Source organism: Acinetobacter sp. YH01007, from assembly GCF_013420425.1.
GTDB classification, from domain to species: Bacteria; Pseudomonadota; Gammaproteobacteria; order Pseudomonadales; family Moraxellaceae; genus Acinetobacter; species Acinetobacter towneri.
Genome location: NZ_VOYC01000003.1, coordinates 66,444 through 86,284, shown reverse-complemented (window position 1 = coordinate 86,284; position 19,841 = coordinate 66,444). Strand labels below are relative to the sequence as shown.

16 protein-coding genes are annotated in these 19,841 nt (G+C 43.6%); 13 read left to right on the top strand and 3 right to left on the bottom strand.

Annotation, left to right across the window (positions count from 1 at the left end; translation table 11 throughout):
• Window positions 1-72 precede the first annotated feature (72 nt).
• Window positions 73-3,504, bottom strand: coding sequence for an Rne/Rng family ribonuclease (locus FTT74_RS01760; protein ID WP_179988474.1), 3,432 nt, complete (start codon window positions 3,502-3,504; stop codon window positions 73-75).
• A 762-nt stretch (window positions 3,505-4,266) separates the two neighbouring features.
• Between FTT74_RS01760 and FTT74_RS01755 the strand changes: the two genes are divergently transcribed.
• From FTT74_RS01755 to FTT74_RS01725, 7 genes are all read left to right on the top strand, one after another.
• Window positions 4,267-5,229 (top strand): RluA family pseudouridine synthase, encoded by a 963-nt coding sequence (locus FTT74_RS01755; RefSeq protein ID WP_154321085.1) that lies wholly within the window; start codon window positions 4,267-4,269, stop codon window positions 5,227-5,229.
• A gap of 353 nt (window positions 5,230-5,582) precedes the next feature.
• On the top strand, window positions 5,583-6,251 hold the full coding sequence (locus FTT74_RS01750; protein ID WP_179988473.1) for an HAD-IA family hydrolase: 669 nt from the start codon (window positions 5,583-5,585) through the stop codon (window positions 6,249-6,251).
• 415 nt (window positions 6,252-6,666) lie between these two features.
• Window positions 6,667-7,464 (top strand): 2-keto-4-pentenoate hydratase, encoded by a 798-nt coding sequence (locus FTT74_RS01745; protein WP_168417527.1) that lies wholly within the window; start codon window positions 6,667-6,669, stop codon window positions 7,462-7,464.
• Between the two features lie 25 nt (window positions 7,465-7,489).
• A complete protein-coding gene (locus tag FTT74_RS01740; RefSeq protein ID WP_004976037.1) occupies window positions 7,490-8,386 on the top strand; it encodes an acetaldehyde dehydrogenase (acetylating) in 897 nt (298 codons plus the stop codon).
• An 11-nt stretch (window positions 8,387-8,397) separates the two neighbouring features.
• Window positions 8,398-9,417: a 4-hydroxy-2-oxovalerate aldolase gene (gene dmpG, locus FTT74_RS01735; RefSeq protein WP_131261066.1), complete on the top strand. Its 1,020-nt coding sequence runs from the start codon at window positions 8,398-8,400 to the stop codon at window positions 9,415-9,417.
• 426 nt (window positions 9,418-9,843) lie between these two features.
• Window positions 9,844-11,115, top strand: a complete 1,272-nt coding sequence (locus FTT74_RS01730; protein WP_154321082.1) for an OprD family outer membrane porin — start codon at window positions 9,844-9,846, stop codon at window positions 11,113-11,115.
• A gap of 278 nt (window positions 11,116-11,393) precedes the next feature.
• A complete protein-coding gene (locus FTT74_RS01725; RefSeq protein WP_179988472.1) occupies window positions 11,394-12,254 on the top strand; it encodes an alpha/beta fold hydrolase in 861 nt (286 codons plus the stop codon).
• Between the two features lie 63 nt (window positions 12,255-12,317).
• Here the strand turns inward: FTT74_RS01725 and FTT74_RS01720 are convergent, their stop codons facing one another.
• Entirely contained in the window at window positions 12,318-12,995 is a 678-nt protein-coding gene (locus tag FTT74_RS01720; protein WP_179988471.1) for a DUF1345 domain-containing protein, read from the bottom strand.
• 317 nt (window positions 12,996-13,312) lie between these two features.
• Entirely contained in the window at window positions 13,313-14,212 is a 900-nt protein-coding gene (gene hcaR / locus FTT74_RS01715; RefSeq protein ID WP_168460357.1) for a DNA-binding transcriptional regulator HcaR, read from the bottom strand.
• Between the two features lie 281 nt (window positions 14,213-14,493).
• Between hcaR and hcaE the strand changes: the two genes are divergently transcribed.
• The 6 genes from hcaE (at window position 14,494) to hcaD (ending at window position 19,788) form a co-directional block, all read left to right on the top strand.
• A complete protein-coding gene (gene hcaE, locus FTT74_RS01710; RefSeq protein ID WP_179988470.1) occupies window positions 14,494-15,861 on the top strand; it encodes a 3-phenylpropionate/cinnamic acid dioxygenase subunit alpha in 1,368 nt (455 codons plus the stop codon).
• Complete coding sequence (gene hcaF, locus FTT74_RS01705) at window positions 15,858-16,376, top strand: 3-phenylpropionate/cinnamic acid dioxygenase subunit beta (protein ID WP_104853007.1); 519 nt, start codon at window positions 15,858-15,860, stop codon at window positions 16,374-16,376. Before hcaE ends, hcaF begins: the two co-directional genes overlap by 4 nt.
• On the top strand, window positions 16,376-16,702 hold the full coding sequence (gene hcaC, locus FTT74_RS01700) for a 3-phenylpropionate/cinnamic acid dioxygenase ferredoxin subunit (RefSeq protein WP_004976057.1): 327 nt from the start codon (window positions 16,376-16,378) through the stop codon (window positions 16,700-16,702). The genes hcaF and hcaC overlap by 1 nt, the downstream gene beginning before the upstream one ends.
• 2 nt (window positions 16,703-16,704) lie before the next feature.
• Window positions 16,705-17,520 carry a 3-phenylpropionate-dihydrodiol/cinnamic acid-dihydrodiol dehydrogenase gene (hcaB, locus tag FTT74_RS01695; protein WP_004976058.1) on the top strand — a complete coding sequence of 272 codons (816 nt, stop codon included), beginning with the start codon at window positions 16,705-16,707 and terminating at the stop codon, window positions 17,518-17,520.
• Window positions 17,521-17,591: 71 nt separating this feature from the next.
• Entirely contained in the window at window positions 17,592-18,557 is a 966-nt protein-coding gene (locus FTT74_RS01690; protein ID WP_004976064.1) for a 3-carboxyethylcatechol 2,3-dioxygenase, read from the top strand.
• 4 nt (window positions 18,558-18,561) lie between these two features.
• The gene (gene hcaD, locus FTT74_RS01685; RefSeq protein WP_167845748.1) at window positions 18,562-19,788 is read left to right on the top strand and encodes a 3-phenylpropionate/cinnamic acid dioxygenase ferredoxin--NAD(+) reductase subunit; all 1,227 of its coding nucleotides are present in this window, start codon (window positions 18,562-18,564) and stop codon (window positions 19,786-19,788) included.
• Window positions 19,789-19,841: the final 53 nt, after the last annotated feature.

Here is a 19,841-nt window from a genome sequence, read left to right as displayed (position 1 = left end):
TGCTCTAAAGTAGCAAAAAAAATCCAGTCATTAAAATGACTGGATTTTTTTATTCCGCTGCAAAAGTGCGAATTAAGACTCAGTTGGCGGAGTTACTTTTTTAGGTGGACGACCACGTGGGCGACGCGGACGTGCAGTTTTCTCTTTTTCTGCTTTGTCCTGTTCAGATTCAGCAGTTTCGACTGGGTCATCTACTGCTAATTCCACTTGTACAGGTGCGACCACTTCAACGGCAGTTTCTTCTTGCGCTGCTGCAGTTTCAGTGACAGTTTGTGCAAGGTCGTCTTGCGCGTTCAACTCTGGCTGAGTAGCTTCAGTTGTAGCCTCTACTTCAGGGTTTACTTCTGTAGTTGCTTCGACTTCTGTGCTTAGCGCTACAGACGTTTCTGCAGTAGAGTTTGCTTCTACAGATGCGTCGGTAGTTGCCACAACGTCAGTCGTTGGCTCTGCTGCAGGTGTGCTTTCTGCTTCAGCTTTTTCTACTGCCTGTGCTTGCTTGGCTTGTTCCAAGGCTTGCTCAGCAGCTTGTTTGGCTAAACGACGACGCTCACGCGGATCGTTGGCAACACGCTTATCTGACACAGGTTTTGGTGGAGTCAGATCTAACACAGGTGCAGGTTCTGCTTCTGGTGCGGCTTTCGCAACTTCCACATCACGTGTGACAGGTTTTTTCTCTGCCACAGGCGCAGCTGTTGCAAGCGTTGCCGCATATTCATCGGTGAACTTTTGCAAAGCACGATTGAACGTTGGAATTAAACCAAACTGTTCAATCAGGACTGAGCAATCTTCACCATAGACGTGGCGAATCAGACTACCAATGCTGTATTGCGCTAAAGTTGGCACCTGTGAAGGCGTTAACTTTGGTGCAGTTACTTGCTGCGCTTGACCTTCACGTTGCTGACGACGACGCTGACGCGGGTCATTGCTGGCACGTTTTGCAGGCGCAGTCGGTTGTGCTTGAGCTTCCGCAGGTGCAGCTGTTTCTTCTGCAACAACGGCTGCAGCTTCTACCACTGCAACAGCTTGAGTTGGTTCAGTAACCGTTTCAAGCACAGTTGCTTCTACTGCTGTCACTGGTTCAGCCGCTACTGGCGCAGCATTCAATGCCACAATTTCAGTTTGAGCTTGATCGACATTCACTACCAAAGCCGTCGTGTTGAACTCTTGACGCGGTGCATCAATTAAGTCCACTTTTGGCTGATTAGAAGCCACTGCGGTAGGTGCTTGCTCATTCAATACGCTTGGGTCGCGGTGACGATTTGGGCGTTCTGGACGAGGCTGGTTACGACGGTCACGACGTGGCACGGCATTTTGCTGCTCATTGTTATTTTGAGCTTCTTGCTGCTGCGGTGCTTGGTCATTGCTGTGCTGACGACGAGAATTGCGTTTGTTTTCACGCGCTTCCTGACGTTGCTCCTGACGCGACATCTGAACCACTTCTTCATGCACTTGATGTTGTTGATTGTCGTGCTGAGTTTGTGGCTCACGTTGCTCTTTGTGCTTGTTGTTATTGTTGTTGCTATGACGCGGCTTTTTGTTGTTGTGACGCGGAGCCGGTTTGTCTTCACGTTCAGCAGATTTCTCTGCAGAGTCACGTTCAGTTTTTTGTGCCACTGTCGATGGTGCAAGGTATACATTTTGACTGCTTGCAGCAGGGGCAGCAGATGCAGTTGCAATTTGACCAAACTGACCACGGCTCACGGCACCGCTATTTACCATTTGCTCAATGGCTGCCGCCGCATTGTTGGCACTACGTGCTTGATCAATGGTGCTGGCTTGCTTTTGAACAAACAGGTTTTCTAACCATGCACATGGGCTTGCAGCTGTTGTGGCTGCCGCAGGTGCAAGCTGCTGTTGTGCAGATGCTTTATTTTGCTGTGCTGCTTGTGGTTTTCTTGCAGAAGTTTTTTCTGCCGCAGGTGCAGCAGCGTGGCTGTGCGATTGATCGGCTTCTTCTAAATGCCATTCAGAAGATTCATAACCCAACTCTTTTTCGCTTGAACGAGTTGCTTCAGTACGTTCATAGCTGGTTGGTGCAAAGCCTTCAGGATTATACGAAATTTCGTAATGCGGGGTTTCTAAGTGTGGGTGAGGTAATACAGTCACACGCACATTTGAAGTTTGCTCAAGGTAAACCAGACTGTGACGTTTTTCATTCAGTAAGAATGCTGCAATTTCAACAGGTACTTCGACTTGAACTTCACCATGACGTTCACGCAGGGCAATTTCTTCCACTTTACGCATAATTGAAAGTGAAAGAGAGCGTAGGTCACGTACCATGCCTGTACCGTGACAGCGTGGGCAAACGTAACCAGTCGCTTCTTCAAGTGATGGACGTAAGCGCTGACGGCTCATTTCCATTAAACCAAAACGTGATAATTGACCAAATTGAATACGTGCGCGGTCACTTTGTGTTGCTTCACGAAGTTTGGCTTCAACCATACGTTGGTTGCGGTCTTTGGTCATGTCGATAAAGTCGATGACCACCAAACCACCGATGTCGCGTAAACGCAATTGACGCGCAATTTCTTCGGCAGCTTCAAGGTTGGTATTAAGCGCAGTATCTTCAACATCTTGACCACGGGTAGACTTAGCCGAGTTGATGTCAATTGAAACTAATGCTTCAGTTTGGTCAATGACAATTGAGCCGCCTGAAGGCAATTTAACTTCACGCTCATAAGCTGTTTGAATTTGGCTTTCGATACCAAAATGCGCGAATAGCGGCTCATTTAAAGTATAGGTTTTTAGCTTGTCTAACTGACGTGGCATCACGGCTTTTACGAAGTTATAGGCTTCGTTATAAGCTTGTTCTGAGTCAATTAAAATTTCGGCAACATCATCACGTAAGTAGTCACGAATCGCACGTGTCACCACACCTGCTTCTTGGTGTACCAACATTGGCGATGGGCCAGAGCTTGCGGTGTTTTGAATTTGCGCCCAAAGGTCAAGCAAGTGTTGTAAATCAAGCTGTAATTCTTCTTGTGAACGACCAATGCCCGCAGTACGTACAATCACGCTCATGCCGCGTGGCACGTTTAAAGATGCCAACATTTCTTTGAGTTCTTCACGCACAGAACCTGAAATTTGACGACTGATACCGCCACCTTTCGGGTTATTTGGCATAAGCACTAAATAACGACCAGCCAAAGAAATGAAGGTAGAGAGCGCAGCACCTTTGTTGCCACGTTCTTCTTTTTCTACCTGTACCAAAAGCTCAGTGCCTTCAGTGATCAGTTCACGAATATTAGAAGTTTGGCGAGGGTCGGCTTTGTAATAAGAGTTTGCGATTTCACGCATCGACAGGAAGCCTTGGCGACCTGCACCGTATTCAACAAATACGGCTTCTAAAGAAGGTTCTACACGGGTCACATGACCTTTGTAGATATTCGATTTTTTTTGTTCACGGGTACGATTTTCTAAATCGAAATCGTAAAGACGCTGACCAGTGACAAGTGCAACGCGAATTTCTTCGGCATGTGTTGCATTAATCAACATACGTTTCATGGGTGTAACACCTAATAGTGATACACAGCAAAAAATCGCTAGACACGTAGCGAACATCAAGCATCACGGATCAACTGCTCAGATCTCAAAAAAACCAATTGTGGTCTGAGTTTTTTTTACCGGCCTTTTTGTGTGGGGCTGCGGTGTATGATTCACGTATTGATGATGGCAATACGGCTTTAACCTTTAAACGGATAAAGTCACCTGATCGCTTCACTGGCGGACGAGCGGTGTATTGGATGTGTGTAACTTTCACTGTCACATTGCTCGAAGATCATCTCTTCTTTCATAGATAGAGTGTCTTGATACGGAATTATCGTCGTATCTTTACAAATTGTGCAGATCCAATACATCAAACGCTTTAGCCTGAAGTGGTTTTCAGGGTGCGACTAATCTGATGTGTATCAGTTTACGTTTAAAAACCAACTAGAGTTGGCGACATATTTTTTCAGGCAAACTGATTTATGTACCTGAGGTACAATTAAACGCAACAGTTTGCTTTTTTGCCGATATAATAAGCCTTCGGCGTCGGCATAATTCTTTTGGGACCTGCTCGTATGTAGTGGGATGTTGGTTGATTGCTCTATTTCAGAAAAACCTGAAAAGATTCAACGTGAACCCACTGACGATGGTTTCCGTGCGCTGACTATATCAAACCTTGCATCATCTGCCTATGGGCTAAGCTTATGTTTCTTGTGTAAAGCATAGCCTAAATGATCAGTTTTTAATCAATTTTAGTATTTTATTAGGTCTCTTAACTGTATGAATTCTACCCAACAATGGCAAAGTGTCACTTGGTTTGAAGTGGATGAGCATCAAGCGGGTCAACGCATCGATAATTTTTTGTTTAGTCGTTTAAAAGGGGTGCCTAAAAGTCGCATCTATCGTTTGATTCGTGAAGGGCAGGTGCGGGTCAATAAAAAGCGCATTAAAGCAGAAACCAAACTGAATATTGGCGATCAAATTCGTGTGGCGCCGATTCGCTATGAACAAAAAGACGACAGTGCTGCTCCAATTTCAGACAAGGTGGCACAGGGTTTATTGAGCCGTGTGGTTTATGAAGATGAAGGCTTGATGGTGGTGAATAAACCTTCGGGCATTGCAGTCCATGGCGGCAGTGGCGTTGCCTACGGGTTGATTGAAGGCTTACGTGCTGCGACAGGTAAAAAATATTTGGAATTGATTCACCGTATTGACCGTGATACTTCAGGCTTGGTGATGATTTCCAAAAAACGCAGTACCTTAAAAACCCTGCAAGATTTATTGCGCGAACATAAAATCCAAAAAACTTATGCTGCGATTGTCAAAGGGCAGGTGAGTTTGGATCAACAATTGATTGATGCGCCGTTGCATCGTTATGAATTGGCGAATGGCGAACGTCGTGTACGTGTATCTAAAGAAGGTAAAGAGTCTAAAACCCAGTGGAATGTGGCTGAGCGTTTTATGCATGCAAGCTTGGTATATGCTTCGCCGTTGTCAGGACGTACCCATCAAATTCGTGTGCATGGTTTAAGCATTGGGCATCCGTTGGTGGGTGATGATAAATATGGTCATCAAACTGAATATCGGGGTCCTGCGCCACGTCGTTTGTGCTTACATGCCATGCGTTTGGAAATTCCAGGCTATCCTGTGATTGAAGCGCCTTTACCTGAAGATATGCAGAGTTTGGTGGCGCAGTTGAGAGCGCAAAAGGCGGATAAGCCGACGGCGCCACCTGAGTTTTAATTTTTGTAACTCTCTGTTGTGCGATAGCAGCTTGCTTCTTTTTAAAGATGAGGAACATTGTTCCGCAACAAGGAGATGAGGTTTTTAGGGGTAATTCACAGCCACATTTTATAGTTTTTAATTTAAATTTTTGGTGTATAGGCTATGCCTTACTTTTCAAAGATGAAAAGTAACAAAAAACTTTTGTTTCGCTGATGGAACATCTCTGTGCCACAGCGAAACGGCGACATCCATGTCGCCCTTCGCGTATCGAATATTTGTTGTGATATATGTGCTGATTCTTGGTCGTTTATCCTTTTGAGTTAAGGTAAAGCGAGGGAATTTAAAAGCCGAATCAAATCTAGGAATCTAATATGAACAAACCTGTAGAACTCATCATTTTTGATTGGGATGGCACGTTATTTAATTCCGTCGGTCAAATTGTGGCGAGTTTGCAGTTTGCAGCACAACAATTTCAGCAGCCACTGACCGATGCTGCTGCCAAAAGTATTATTGGTTTGGGTTTGCCAGAAGTGGCGCAGCGCCTGTTTCCACAGGTGCCTGAACTGCATCAGGATATTTTGCAGTGCTATTCAGAACACTATGTGAAACACTCAAAAACTGATGTTTGGTTTGATGGTGTGGCAGAAATGCTAGATGAATTGTCAGGCTTAGGTTTGAAACTGGCCGTGGCAACAGGTAAAAGCCGTAAGGGTTTAGACCGTGTATTGGCTCAAACCAAAAGTCAGGATTTATTTGTGGCAACACGTGCAGCCAGTGAAACCAAATCTAAACCTGACCCTTTAATGTTGCAGGAAATTTTAAGCAGTACTCAGGTGCAGGTCGAGCAGGCTGTTATGGTGGGTGATACCTCTTATGATTTGGAAATGGCGCAGAATATTGCCATGCCACGTGTGGGTGTGAGCTATGGCGTGCATAGTGTAGAGGTATTGCAGCGTTATCAGCCTTTGACTATTGCACATGACGTACCGAGTTTGCATGCATTTTTATTACAACAGTACCGTTTGCGTCGGGCAGGCTAAATTACAGCACAACAAAAAGGGCAGTTTGGCAGCAAGCAAGTTGCCCTTTTTTATTGAATATATTGTGCTGACAGGAAATGCTTAGCTTTTAGTCTAAAGTAAGGATTAAGACATTTTAAGATTGCTACAAATAGTCGAGTCATCTACTCGGAAAATAATAGTAAAGCCCGCAGGCAGCTGTTTTGATTGATTTTTACAAAAACAGACTAATAGCTAATAGCTATTGAAAAAAAGAAAATAAGTATTGGCATAAAAACGCCATTTTTCAGATGCTAAATCAGTTTATACATACCTCTGAGATGGACAGCTTATCACGCTGACGGTCAAGATCAGGGTCATGGTGCCTTTTCTTCTTTTATCACCTTTCCAACACCTCGGGGTATAAGCCCAATTTTTGCAGTTTAAGGAAACATTGATGTCGAATTCTGCTGTTGTTGAATCAGTTGCGCAAGCATTACGTACTGCCGAACTCTCTCAAACTGCGATCGCGCCAATCCGCCCAGAGCTTGGTGGTGAAAGTGCTGACGTAGATATTGCCTATGCCGTTCAAGAAGTGAATACCGAACGTGCCTTAAAAGAAGGCCGTCGTTTGGTGGGGCGTAAAATTGGTTTGACCTCTAAAGTGGTTCAAGCACAACTGGGTGTAGATCAGCCTGACTTTGGCATGTTGTTTGCCGATATGGCTTATGGCGATGGTGAAGCAATTCCTGCAGGTTTGCTGATTCAGCCTAAAGTAGAAGCAGAAATAGCGTTGGTGATTAACCAAGACCTGACCAAAGAAAAACACACCTATGCAGACATTATCAGTGCGACTGAATATGCCTTGCCTGCCATTGAAGTGGTCGATAGCCGTATTGAAAACTGGAAAATCAGTTTGATTGATACCGTGGCAGATAACGCATCTTCTGCTGCGTTTGTTTTAGGTTCACAACCCGTCAAGTTAGAAAATCTAGACTTGGTGAACTGTAAAATGGTCATGACACGTGGTGAAGAAGTTGTTTCTCAAGGCGTGGGTAAAGCATGTTTGGCAAACCCGCTCAATGCTGCGGTGTGGTTGGCCGATGAAATGGTACGCCGTGGTCGTCCATTGTTAAAAGGCGACATCATCTTAACAGGTGCTTTAGGCCCAATGGTTGTTGCGCATCCGGGTGAAGAATTCAAAGTTGAAATTGAAGGCTTTGGTTCAGTGACAGCTGCGTTTGCTGCGGAATAAATCGAGATTCTAAGAGAGTACATGCATGAAAAAGATTAAATGTGCAATGATCGGTCCAGGTAATATTGGTACAGATTTGCTTTATAAATTACAACGCAGTGAATGGTTAGAGCCTGTGTGGATGGTGGGAATTGACCCAACCTCTGAAGGTCTAGCTCGTGCGGCAAAAATGGGTTTAAAAACCACAAGTGACGGTGTAGATGGTCTTCTTCCTCACGTACTTGAAGATGACATTAAAATTGCTTTTGATGCAACTTCTGCTTATGTGCATGCAGAAAATAGCCGCAAACTGAATGAGCTTGGCGTGTTGATGATTGACTTAACGCCTGCGGCAATTGGCCCATTCTGCGTACCGCCAGTGAACCTTGAAGCATTGCTTGAAGCGGGCGAAGTGCCAAACGTCAACATGGTGACTTGTGGTGGTCAGGCAACAATTCCTATGGTGGCTGCAGTTTCTCGCGTTCAACCTGTGGAATACGGTGAAATTATTGCAACGGTATCAACTAAATCTGTGGGGCCGGGTACACGTAAAAACATTGATGAATTTACCCGTACCACTGCAGGCGCGATTGAAGAAGTTGGCGGTGCAAAACAAGGTAAAGCCATCATCATCATTAACCCAGCTGAGCCACCTTTAATGATGCGTGATACCGTTCACTGCTTAGTGGAAGGTGAGCCAGATCAGGCAGCGATTACAGCATCTGTGCATGCCATGATCAAAGAAGTGCAAAAATATGTACCGGGTTACAAACTTGTAAACGGCCCTGTTTTTGATGGCAACCGTGTTTCAATTTTCTTGGAAGTTGAAGGTTTGGGTGATTACTTGCCTAAATATGCAGGTAACCTAGACATTATGACTGCAGCGGCTGCACGTACTGCAGAAATGTTTGCAGAACACGTTTTCAAAACTGCTGAAGCTTAAGGAATACCAAAATGTCTAAGATTATTATTAATGATATGACTTTACGTGATGGTATGCACCCAATGCGCCATCAAACCACGCCAGAGCAAATGGTTGCGATTGCCACTGCTTTGGATGATGCAGGTGTGCCTTTAATTGAAGTCACACACGGTGATGGCTTAGGTGGTAACTCTGTGAACTATGGTTTTGCAGCCGCTACTGATGAAGAATATCTGAAAGCAGTGATTCCAAACCTGAAACAGGCAAAAGTTTCTGCACTATTACTGCCAGGTATTGGAACAGTTGATCATTTGAGAATGGCGCATGATGTAGGCGTGGCAACCATTCGTGTGGCGACACATTCGACTGAAGCAGACGTTTCTGAACAGCACATTACTGCAGCACGTAAACTGGGTATGGACACTGTGGGCTTCTTGATGATGGCGCACATGGCTTCTCCAGAAAAATTGCTCGAAGAAGCACAAAAAATGGTGTCTTACGGTGCAAACTGTATCTATGTAACAGATTCTGCAGGCTATATGTTGCCTCAAGATGTGACTGATCGCGTAGGTATTTTACGTGCCAACCTCGCCTCAGACATCGAAATTGGTTTCCATGGTCACCATAACTTGGGCATGGGCGTTGCGAACTCTGTATCGGCTGTGACCGCAGGTGCAACCCGTGTTGACTTGGCTTCGGCTGGTTTAGGTGCAGGCGCAGGTAATACACCACTTGAATTGTTTGTAGCGGTCGCAAACCGTATGCAAATGGAAACAGGTGTGGACTTGTTTAAAGTGCAGGATATTGCTGAAGACTTGATCATTCCAATGATGACGCATCAAATTCGTGCAGACCGTGATGCAGCAACTTTAGGTTATGCAGGTGTTTACTCATCGTTCCTATTGTTCGCAAAACGTGCCGAAGCAAAATATGGAGTATCTGCGCGTGAAATTCTACTTGAGCTTGGTCGTCGCGGTACGGTGGGCGGTCAGGAAGATATGATTGAAGACTTGGCATTGACTATGTCTAAAGCACGTGAAATGCAAGCCTAAGTTTTTAATATAAAGCAGACTTGAATTAAGCACTCCAAATGCGTTTGGGGTGCTTTTTTATGCTGTGAAAGATGTAAAATGTGCTGAATTTTGTGCTGATTAAAATGTTTTTCTTATAAGTTGGGTTTATAGAAAATAACGCTAACACATGGGTTTAAAGTTAAAAAAGATTAATCCTTCACATGATGCAAAAAATAACAGCGTTTTTCACCTAAATTAAGCAGTGAATTCAAATAAAAATTCATTTAGTGAGGATTTTGAGCTTAATTTTTTATCGTTAAAAAGAATTAAAAAACTTGGAAAAAAGCTGCTCGATACAGAAAGTGCTGAATTTGTAGAAAAGCTTAATACTGTGGTCGGATTTTTTTCATGACAAGAGTTTTGCATGATGCCCAGATTCGCTTATTGGATGAATAGGAAAAACGCATGCATCGTCACAATTTATGGATAGCACTTTTTGCTGCGACAGCAACTTTAGGGACAACTGCAACTCAGGCAGATTTTATTGACGACAGCAATGTTCAACTTAAATTTAAGAATTTTTATTTAGATCGTCAAATTAAAGACAACCCTGCGGGGAACTTTGGTTCATGGTCACAAGCAGTCACCTTGGATGCTAAATCGGGTTATCACGATTTAGGCGTAATTCAGGTGGGTGCTGATCTTCTGGTTCAACACGCAGTAAAACTCAATGGTCGTGATAAAAATGCAGACTGGGTTTTGCCGCATGATGGTAAAGAGTCAAAAGATCATTTTGGTAAGGTCGGTGCAACTCTAAAAGTTAAATTTTCTGAAACTGAATTAAAAGTAGGTGACTTATTACCAATGTCACCTGTGGTGTTTTTTGACCCATCGCGTCAATTGTTAACGACTTATAGCGGTGCATGGTTAGAATCAAAGGATTTAAAAGATACTAAATTAACTTTGGCTTATTTAGACGGTATTAATGCACGTTATGATAACCAATACCAAGATTTTACGTTGTTCCCTCAAAATAATTTTTCTGCTGCTGAAGCGAATAAATTAAGCACAGACGATGGCATGTATCTTGTGGGAGTAGATCATCAATTTACCCCTAAAGTAGGTGGAAGTTATTGGTATGCGGATGTAACCAACATCTATCAACAACATTATGTCGCTGCAAACTATAAAACGACTTTGGCTGAAAAAACTAAGCTGGATACCCATGTACGCTATTTTGACAACAGCGAATCGGGTGACAAGCTGTATGGCAATATTGACAGCCAGGCCGTGTCTGCGGGTGCAAAAATCAACAATGGGATGCACACTGTACAGTTAGGTTATCAACAAATGTTTGGTGAGCACGGTACAAAAGCCCCAATGTTCCCGACCTTGGGCGGGTGGGTGCCGCAGCCTTACTTAGACAACTGGTCTGTGGCGAGCTTCATTCGTAAAGATGAGCGTTCTTGGAGTTTGGGTTATACCTATAATTTTGCTGATGTGGGTGTTCCTGGTTTAACAGCGACAGTACGTCATTTCCGCGGTGACAATATCGATCTGGGCGCAGGCAAGCCAGAAGGTAAAGAAAACGAAAATAACGTCATTGTGAACTATGTTGTGCCAGAAGGTAAGCTTAAAGGTTTAGGCTTTAATTATATGTTCATCGATACCAATTTTAACTTTGCGAATGACTTAGAAGAACACCGTATCGCCACGACTTACACTTATAAATTCTAAAGCTAGATAAAAATTAGAGCGGCTTTTTATAGTCGCTCTTTTTTTAATATTTACTGAATAAATACCTTATATAAATTAAGACTTTTATTTTATTAAATTTATAAAATTCAAAGAGTTGTTTAATCGTTTTTTTGTAGGTTGTGATCGTAAATTTGTATCAGTTGATGCCGTGTGAACAGGTAATATAAGCCTGTAAAAGTAATGTTGAATGAGTCCACTTGACGTCAAATTCTATACCTAGAGCCAAACGCAAGCTAAAGACTGTACGAGGAGTATATATGAGCACTGTTCAAATCCCTGACTATACAACAGATCCATTCTTTGGCTTAGAAGATAAATGGATTGAAACAGCAGAAGGCGAATTAACGCATTATCATGAAGTGGGTGAAGGTACACCTATTCTATTTTTACACGGTTCAGGTACAGGCGTATCGGCTGCTGCAAACTGGTGGTTAAACTTGCCACAAATTGGTGAGCAAGCACGTTGTATCGCCATTGATACCATCGGCTATGGTCAAACTGTGGTTGCACCGGGCACACAATATGGCATCCGTGCATGGGTAGATCATGCTGTACGTACTTTAGATGCATTGGGCATTGAAAAAACTTGGTTGGTGGGTAACTCGTTGGGTGGCTGGTTGGCATTCCAGTTGGCATTGGATTACCCAGAGCGTGTTCTTGGTATTATCTCAATGGGTACAGGCGGTGCAAAACAGACTGCAGCCCTCAAAGCGCATGCAAATCCTGTATTGACTGAAGAAGGCATTAAAAAGACGCTTTCAATGTTCGTGGTAAATAAAGACTTGATTACAGATGAGTTGGTCAAAGTCCGTTTTGCTTCTGCAAAAAATGACTATGCTTCAGACCGTTTAATGGATGTTGTGGGCGCGCGTGACCGTGACCGTTTCGAGTTCCCACTCGACTTTGACAAAATGAAAGACATCACTGTGCCTGTATTGCTGATTCACGGTACACAAGATGTGGTGATTCCAGTATCGCGTACATGGGATATTTTAAATATTGTGCCACATGCCGATGCACACATTTTCAGCCAATGCGGCCACTGGTCACAAGTTGAAAAAGCGGAAGAATTTAACACTGTAATTAAAAATTATTTAACTGCACGTGGCGTAAAATAAGCAACATGATGTGAAAAAGGATGGCTTCATGCCATCCTTTTTTATGAGTAATATTTGGGGCATTTAGTGTTGGATAAAACTGGCCACCAAATTAATGCAAATGGCTAAAATGGTGGTATTAAAACTATAGGCCAAAATAATGTGTAGTGTGTTCAGTATGCGCATAGGCTGTGAGCTAATTGAAACATCTGCAGTCTGTGCTGAAGTACCAATCACATAACTGAAATATAAAAAATCAGGATAAGTCGGGTAGGGTGTTTTAGGAAAATCCAGTCCACCTTCTTGCTGCTGTTGTAATGCTAAATAGTAGTCATGGGCATAGTGGATGGCGAAAATGGTGTGCATAAAAAACCAAGCACATAAGATGGTGGTAATAGATAAAATAAAATGTCCCATGCGCACAAATTCACTTTGTGCAAATAAATTCACCTCAATAATGATCGCAATAAAGCACATCACCAAAGTTAAAAATACCAAAAATAGAATCAGCCATTTGCTGGCATCTTGCTGTTGGGCGCGTTGCAAAATATGTGCATGATCACTGTGCCACAGATTAAGCATGGTCAGCAGTAAATAGCAGGAAATGGCAATATTCCAGCTTAGTAATAAGCAACTTGACCATGCCCATGTACTCAAAGTTTGAAATATGGCATACAGCACAATGGTAATCACAAAACTAATAAAGAAATAAGGGCGAGACTGAATACCAGATCGCATGCGTGTGAGTGGATTTTTTAGCATTCTTATTCCTTATTAAGGCTTTTGTTCTCACTTGATTGTGCGCTGTTTTATGGCATGAGTCTAAGTAATTCTGGGTATTTCAGGTAGGTTTACTTATTAGACTTAAGTTGTAATTTAAGGTGCTTGATGGCAGCAATTTTGTATAAAAATGTGCTGTGATATTTGAAGTCAATGAGCATTCATTTTGCATTATCTTTCAAAAATATGTTTAGACTTAAGTCTAAAGCTGAGTACTGATGCAGAAGCAATAAAAAAAAGTGCTTTTTCCCTAGGTGGAGAAAAAGCACTTTTATGATTGGGTATTTCAGACTTGTGGCTTATTCGCGGTTTATGTCCAAATAGAACACGCGAGTGAGCAGCTCTAAAAACTTCTGTACAGCTGGTGAGTTACTGTTTTTGCCATAACTCACATATAAGTCCAAATACGGTAATTCCACATCTAAGGGGCGAATTACAGTATTTTCCATGGTCAGCGGTGCAACATAGCCCGGTAAAATAGTGCAGCCCAAACCCATGCCTACAGAGTTGATATTAAATAAAATATTGTCTGCTTTTTGCACAATATTCAGTTCAATATTATGTTGTTTGGAAAAATCGACAATCAAATGGTGCAAGGTATAAGATGCTTCTGCCGCAGGAATAATAAAATCTACGCCATTTAAAGCTTTAACAGGAATACGCTCATATTTTGCTAATGGATGATCTTTAGGCAAAATAAAAATCAGCGGCTCACGTAGCACAAACTGACTTTCAATTTCATCACTATTGATATTGTGTCGGGTAAAGGTGATGTCGAGCTCACCTTTTTTGATCATCTTCATTTGCTCGGTATTGTTCAAGCTGAGCAATTCAATTTTTAAATCTGGATTTTGTACCCGTAAGTTTGGTAAAACAAAGGGGAAAATTTTCATTTCCGCCACAGGTACAAAGCCAATACGCAGCATTTGCTGTTTGGCTTGTGAAACCTGACGTGCCATGGCAACGGCTTTGTCGGCTTGGGCAAGGGTCAGGCGAGCCTGTTCCAAAAATACAGCACCTTCTTCGGTCAGTTCAACCTTGCGTTTGGTACGGTTTAACAGTTTAACGCCAACATCTTCTTCTAAGTCTTTAATTTGCTGACTCAGCGAAGGTTGAGCCGTATAAAGCTTAAGTGCCGCTTTACTGAAGTTGAGTTCTTCAGCCACGGTAATGAAGTAGCGAAGGTGACGTAATTCCATACAGCCATTCCAAAGATTAATTCAAAATATGTCTTACTATAGATTAATAAAAGTATAATCTATAAACAACCATCAGATGAAAATTATTGTGTCATTTAGGAAATAAATAGGGTTTTATCATTGTGTAATGTTTTAATCGCATAATATAAAGTTTTATTAATCCATAAAATCTATTAATTGAAACAAAAAAAATATTTCACTAAACGTCCCTAAAAAATCATTATCCATCCAAAGTTGAGTCTATTTACTTTGTGCCGTTGTTGGTCACAGGAGAGCTTTTCATGAGTGGAAAAATTGATGTGCGCGAAATCGACGCTTTGGTCGATGCACAAAATGGACGTATCACTCCATCTATTTATACAGATCCAGATATCTACGAATTAGAACTTGAACGCGTGTTCGGCCGTACGTGGTTGTTCCTGTGTCATGAAAGCCAAATTCCTAAAGCTGGCGACTTTTTCAACACCTACATGGGTGAAGATCCAATTATTGTGGCACGTCAAAAAGACGGTTCAATCAAAGCATTTTTAAACCAGTGTCGTCACCGCTCAATGCGTGTGAGCTTCGCAGACTGTGGTAATACGCGTGCATTTACTTGCCCATACCACGGCTGGTCTTACGGTATTGATGGTTCACTCAAAGATATTCCATTAGAAGAACGTGCTTATCCTCAAGGTGCTTGTAAAGAGCAATGGGGCTTGGTGGAAGTGAATCGTGTGAAGTCTTACAAAGGCTTGGTATTCGGTTGTTGGGATGAAACGACTCCTGACCTAGAAGAATACATGGGCGACATCGCTTGGTACTTAGATGGTGTGGTGGATCGTCGTCCGGGTGGTACAGAAATTATTGGTGGTGTACACAAGTGGGAAATTGACTGTAACTGGAAATTTGCTGCAGAACAGTTTGCCTCTGACCAATACCATGCATTGTTCTCTCACGCATCTGCTATTCAGGTTTTGGGTGCAAAACCAGATGATGACAGCAGTAAACAACTGGGTGCTGCACAAACCGCTCGTCCTGTTTGGGAAACTGCGAAAGACGCACTTCAATACGGTTCACGTGGTCACGGTTCAGGTTTCTTCTTTACAGAAAAACCAGATGCAAACGTATGGGTAGATGGCGAAGTTGCTAACTATTTCCGTGAAACGTATGACGAAGTTAAAGAGCGTTTAGGTGAAGTTCGTGCCTTACGTTTGGCTGGTCACAACACCATGTTCCCAACACTGTCTTGGTTGAACGGTACTGCAACACTGCGCGTATGGCATCCACGTGGTCCAAACAAAACTGAAGTATGGGCATTCTGTATTGCCGATGCTGAAGCACCTCAAGACGTGAAAGAAGCATTTGAGCGTTCTGCGACACGTGCCTTCGGTCCTGCAGGTTTCTTAGAGCAAGATGACTCTGAAAACTGGATTGAAATTCAAAAAGTATTGCGCGGCTATAAAGCACGTCAAAACAAGCTCATTGTCGAAATGGGTAAAGGCAACGAAAAAGTACGTGAAGATGGTATTCCAGGAATCACCAACTACATTTTCTCTGAAACTGCAGCACGTGGTATGTACCGCCGTTGGGCAGACTTGCTGATCCATGAAAAATGGGAAGACGTTGAAAAAGCAGCTGACGAATACGAGAAGGAGCTAATGAAATGAGTCAAATCAGTTTAGAACTTCAACATGAAGTGAGCCAATTCTTGTATCGCGAAGCAAAATTGCTGGACGACTGGAAATTCCGTGAGTGGTTAGACCTCATGGCAGAAGACATTTCTTATACCTTGCGTACCACACCAAATGCGCAAACCCGTGACCGTCGTCGTTCAGTTGAACCACCTACAACTTGGGTGTTCAACGACAACAAACACTTGCTTGAGCGCCGTGTTGCACGTCTGGAAACAGGTATGGCATGGGCTGAAGAACCTCCGTCACGTACCACGCATATGGTCAGCAACGTGATTGTTGAAGCGACAGAGGTCGAAGGTGAATACGACGTACACGTAACTTACTTGTTGTACCGTACTCAAAAAGAGAAAGACGTGACTATTTACTGTGGTAAGCGCCATGACAAAATCCGTCGTGTTGAAGGTGGCTTAGGCTTCCAGATCTTCAACCGTAAGATTGTACTTGACCAAGTAACCTATAACTCACACAACCTGAGTGTATTCTTCTAATGAATAAAATCTTTGTTTGCCAAGTTGACGAATTAGACGAAGGCGAAGCGTTAAAAGTGGATTGCGGTGTGAACGGTATTGAAGCACTGGCAGTATTCAACAACGGTGGTGAGTTCTTTGCCATGAATGACCGTTGTTCACACGGCAATGCCTCAATGTCTGAAGGTTATCTTGAAGATGATGGCACAGTTGAATGCCCACTGCATTCTGCACGTTTCTGTTTAAAGACTGGTCAAGCATTATGCTTGCCAGCCACCGACCCGATTCAAACTTTCCCTGTGGTGGTTGAAGACGGCGCGTTATATGTAGAAATGGCAGGAGAGTAAGCATGGGTTGGCTAAAAGGCGAAGTGGCACTGATTACAGGTGGCGGTTCTGGTTTAGGTTGGGCTTTGGTCGAGCGCTTTCTTGAAGAAGGTGCGCATGTGGGCGTGTTACAGCGCTCACAATCTAAAGTCGATGCCTTAAAAGAACGTTTTGGTGATCAAATCGTGGCAGTCGCTGGTGATGTTGCCAACTATGCAGACAATGTCCGTGCTGTGCAGGCCACTGTGGAGCGTTTTGGAAAGCTGGATTGCTTTATTGGCAATGCAGGGATTTGGGATCACTACGCAGATATCGTCAATACTTCTGGTGAGCAGCTTGAAAAAGCCTTTGATGAAATCATGGGCATCAATACCAAGGCGTTAATCTTGGGGGCAAAAGCAGCACTGGATGAATTGGTGAAATCTGAAGGTTCTATCATCTTAACCTTATCCAATTCTGCGCTGTATTCTTCAGGCGGTGGTCCTGTTTACACTGCATCTAAACATGCAGGTGTTGGCATCATGAAAGAGTTGGCTTATGAATTGGCACCTAAAGTACGTGTCAATGCTGTTGCGCCTTCAGCGATGAATGTTAATATTAAGGGCGCAGCATCTTTAGGTCAGGAAAACCTAGGCTTACTCGATGCACGTGACCCTGAAAAAATTGCACGCGGTATGCCGCTGAATTTCTTGCCTGAGCCAGAAGACATGACTGGTTCGTATGTGCTCTTGGCATCGCGTCAAAATAACCGTGCGCTGACTGGCGTTCTGATCAATGCAGAATGTGGTTTGGGTATTCGTGGTTTGCGTCAACCACGTGCAGGTTTTTTTGACGAATAAAATTGAGTCTAAATTCAATAGACGAATCGGCAGCCTTTCTCTGGGCTGCCTTCCTTATTTAGGAGTCTTTCATGGCCGTTAAACTCATTTGTGCATCGCACAGTCCTTTAATGGAATTTGCAACACCGCAAGATCAATCTAAAGAACAAAAAGTTCGTGCTGCCTTTGAGCAACTTTCTGCCGAAGTCAAAGCATACGATCCAACCCTGATCATTACCTTTGGTCCAGACCATTTCAACGGTTTCTTTTACGATTTGATGCCAAGTTTCTGTGTCGGTATTCGTGCTACGGCTGCGGGTGACTGGGACTACGGCAAAGACAACAACCGTATTGATGTGCCTGAAGACAAAGCCTTGGCGATGGTGCGCCGTGTGTTGGATGAAGGTGTAGATGTTGCATATTCGTATCGTATGCAGGCCGACCATGGGGTGACTCAGCCATTACACTTTTTGTGTGAGGGGCAGCTAGATCGTTATCCAACCATTCCCGTATTTATTAATGGCGCTGCAGCACCGATGCCAACCACCAAGCGTACCATTGCTTTGGGTCGTGCTGTGGGTCAATTCATCAAGTCGTTGAATCTTGAAAATGAGCGCGTTTTGGTCTTGGGTACAGGTGGTCTTTCACACGATCCACCAACGCCACAAATGGGTTCAGTACCGCCTGAAGTTGAAGAATTTTTAATTGCAGGTCGTAATCCAAGCCCTGAAGCACGTCATGCACGTCAGGCCAAAGTGATTGCAGTCGGTCAGAAACTTGCTGCAGGCGATACTTCTGTGGCTGTACCGTTAAGCCCTGAGTGGGATATTGCCTTGCTTGAAAAATTCAAACAGGCAGACTTTGCAGCTATGGAAGCCATGACCGAAGCTGAAATTCGTCGAGATGGTGGTCGTGGTGGTCAGGAAGTCCGTTCGTGGATGGCTGCTTTTGCTGCGTTAGATGAACTGGGTGCGTATGAAATGACCACGCATTGCTATGAAGATATTAGTGAGTGGATTGCGGGCTTTGGCATCGTATCTGCCGAGTTAAAAGGTTAAGCCCATGAGTGTAGAAACAATTGTGATTGTGGGGGCAGGTCAGGCAGGGGCAAGTGCCATTCTTGAGCTGCGCGGCAATCAATATGCAGGCAACATCATCTTAATTGGCGATGAAATACATTTGCCTTATGAGCGTCCACCGCTGTCTAAAGATGTGATTTTGCGTCCTGAAGAAACCAAAATCGAGATTCTGTCGGAAGAAAAATTGGCAGAACTAGGTGTGACCACTATTCGTGGCAATGGCGTGAGCAAAATCAATGCCGAAGCACATACGGTTGAATTGCAAAATGGTGAGGTTATTGCCTACGACAAGTTGTTACTTGCCACAGGCGGTGCTGCACGTCGCTTGCCAAATTTTGATGCCTTAGGTAAACACGTTTACACGTTGCGTAATCTTGAAGACTCGCAAGCCTTAGTCCCTGTATTGCAAGCGGGTCGTCGCATCATCTTAATTGGTGGTGGTGTGATTGGTTTAGAGTTGGCATCTTCAGCACGTTTTAAAGACTGTCAGGTAACTGTCATTGAAATGGGACCAATGGTGATGGGACGTTCATCACCACTCATCTTGAGTGAGTTTTTACTGCAACAGCAGTTATTGGCAGGAGTTGATGTACGTCTGTCTACGCAAATTGCAGATTGCAAGCTAGATGGTGAAGAAATTGTCGTGACCCTAGAAGGTGGCGAAGAACTACGTGCCGATGCGGTGATTTACGGTATTGGGATTATTCCAAACGCACAACTGGCAGTTGAAGCAGGCTTAGATGCAGACTTTGCCGTGCATGTGAATGAAAACTGTCAAACCTCAAACCCAGACATTTATGCTGCGGGCGATGTCGCATCACAACTGCGTGAATGTGGCAATCATCGTCGTGTAGAAACTTGGGAAAATGCCAACCTGCAAGCAGGCATATTCGCGCGTCATGTGATGGGCGTGGAACATCCTGTAGCCAATCCCGCTTGGTTCTGGACTGATCAACTCGACATTAACTACCAATTTGTAGGAGATATGTCAGCAGCAGAATGGCATGTGCGTGGTGAGATGGATGCTTCCAAACGCAGTGAGTCTTCATTCGTATTGTTTGGTGTGACCGATGGCGTGATTGTCGGCGGAATTACCGTCAACTCAGCCAAAGATATGCGTCACTTGAAAAAGCTGATTGCTAAACAAGCTGCTTTTGAAGCAGACAAATATTTAGATGTGAGCCAAGACCTTCGCAAATTGGTGAAGTAAGCTTGAACTGATGAAAAACAGACCTGAGGCAACTTGGGTCTGTTTTTTATCTG

Coding starts and splice junctions, on each gene's coding strand:
- hcaF (WP_104853007.1), top strand. CDS start 15,858: ATGAGTCAAATCAGTTTAGAACTTCAACATGAAGTGAGCCAATTCTTG.
- hcaC (WP_004976057.1), top strand. CDS start 16,376: ATGAATAAAATCTTTGTTTGCCAAGTTGACGAATTAGACGAAGGCGAA.
- hcaD (WP_167845748.1), top strand. CDS start 18,562: ATGAGTGTAGAAACAATTGTGATTGTGGGGGCAGGTCAGGCAGGGGCA.
- hcaE (WP_179988470.1), top strand. CDS start 14,494: ATGAGTGGAAAAATTGATGTGCGCGAAATCGACGCTTTGGTCGATGCA.
- FTT74_RS01740 (WP_004976037.1), top strand. CDS start 7,490: ATGAAAAAGATTAAATGTGCAATGATCGGTCCAGGTAATATTGGTACA.
- FTT74_RS01730 (WP_154321082.1), top strand. CDS start 9,844: ATGCATCGTCACAATTTATGGATAGCACTTTTTGCTGCGACAGCAACT.
- FTT74_RS01690 (WP_004976064.1), top strand. CDS start 17,592: ATGGCCGTTAAACTCATTTGTGCATCGCACAGTCCTTTAATGGAATTT.
- hcaR (WP_168460357.1), bottom strand. CDS start 14,212: ATGGAATTACGTCACCTTCGCTACTTCATTACCGTGGCTGAAGAACTC.
- dmpG (WP_131261066.1), top strand. CDS start 8,398: ATGTCTAAGATTATTATTAATGATATGACTTTACGTGATGGTATGCAC.
- FTT74_RS01720 (WP_179988471.1), bottom strand. CDS start 12,995: ATGCTAAAAAATCCACTCACACGCATGCGATCTGGTATTCAGTCTCGC.
- FTT74_RS01755 (WP_154321085.1), top strand. CDS start 4,267: ATGAATTCTACCCAACAATGGCAAAGTGTCACTTGGTTTGAAGTGGAT.
- FTT74_RS01745 (WP_168417527.1), top strand. CDS start 6,667: ATGTCGAATTCTGCTGTTGTTGAATCAGTTGCGCAAGCATTACGTACT.
- FTT74_RS01750 (WP_179988473.1), top strand. CDS start 5,583: ATGAACAAACCTGTAGAACTCATCATTTTTGATTGGGATGGCACGTTA.
- FTT74_RS01725 (WP_179988472.1), top strand. CDS start 11,394: ATGAGCACTGTTCAAATCCCTGACTATACAACAGATCCATTCTTTGGC.
- hcaB (WP_004976058.1), top strand. CDS start 16,705: ATGGGTTGGCTAAAAGGCGAAGTGGCACTGATTACAGGTGGCGGTTCT.
- FTT74_RS01760 (WP_179988474.1), bottom strand. CDS start 3,504: ATGAAACGTATGTTGATTAATGCAACACATGCCGAAGAAATTCGCGTT.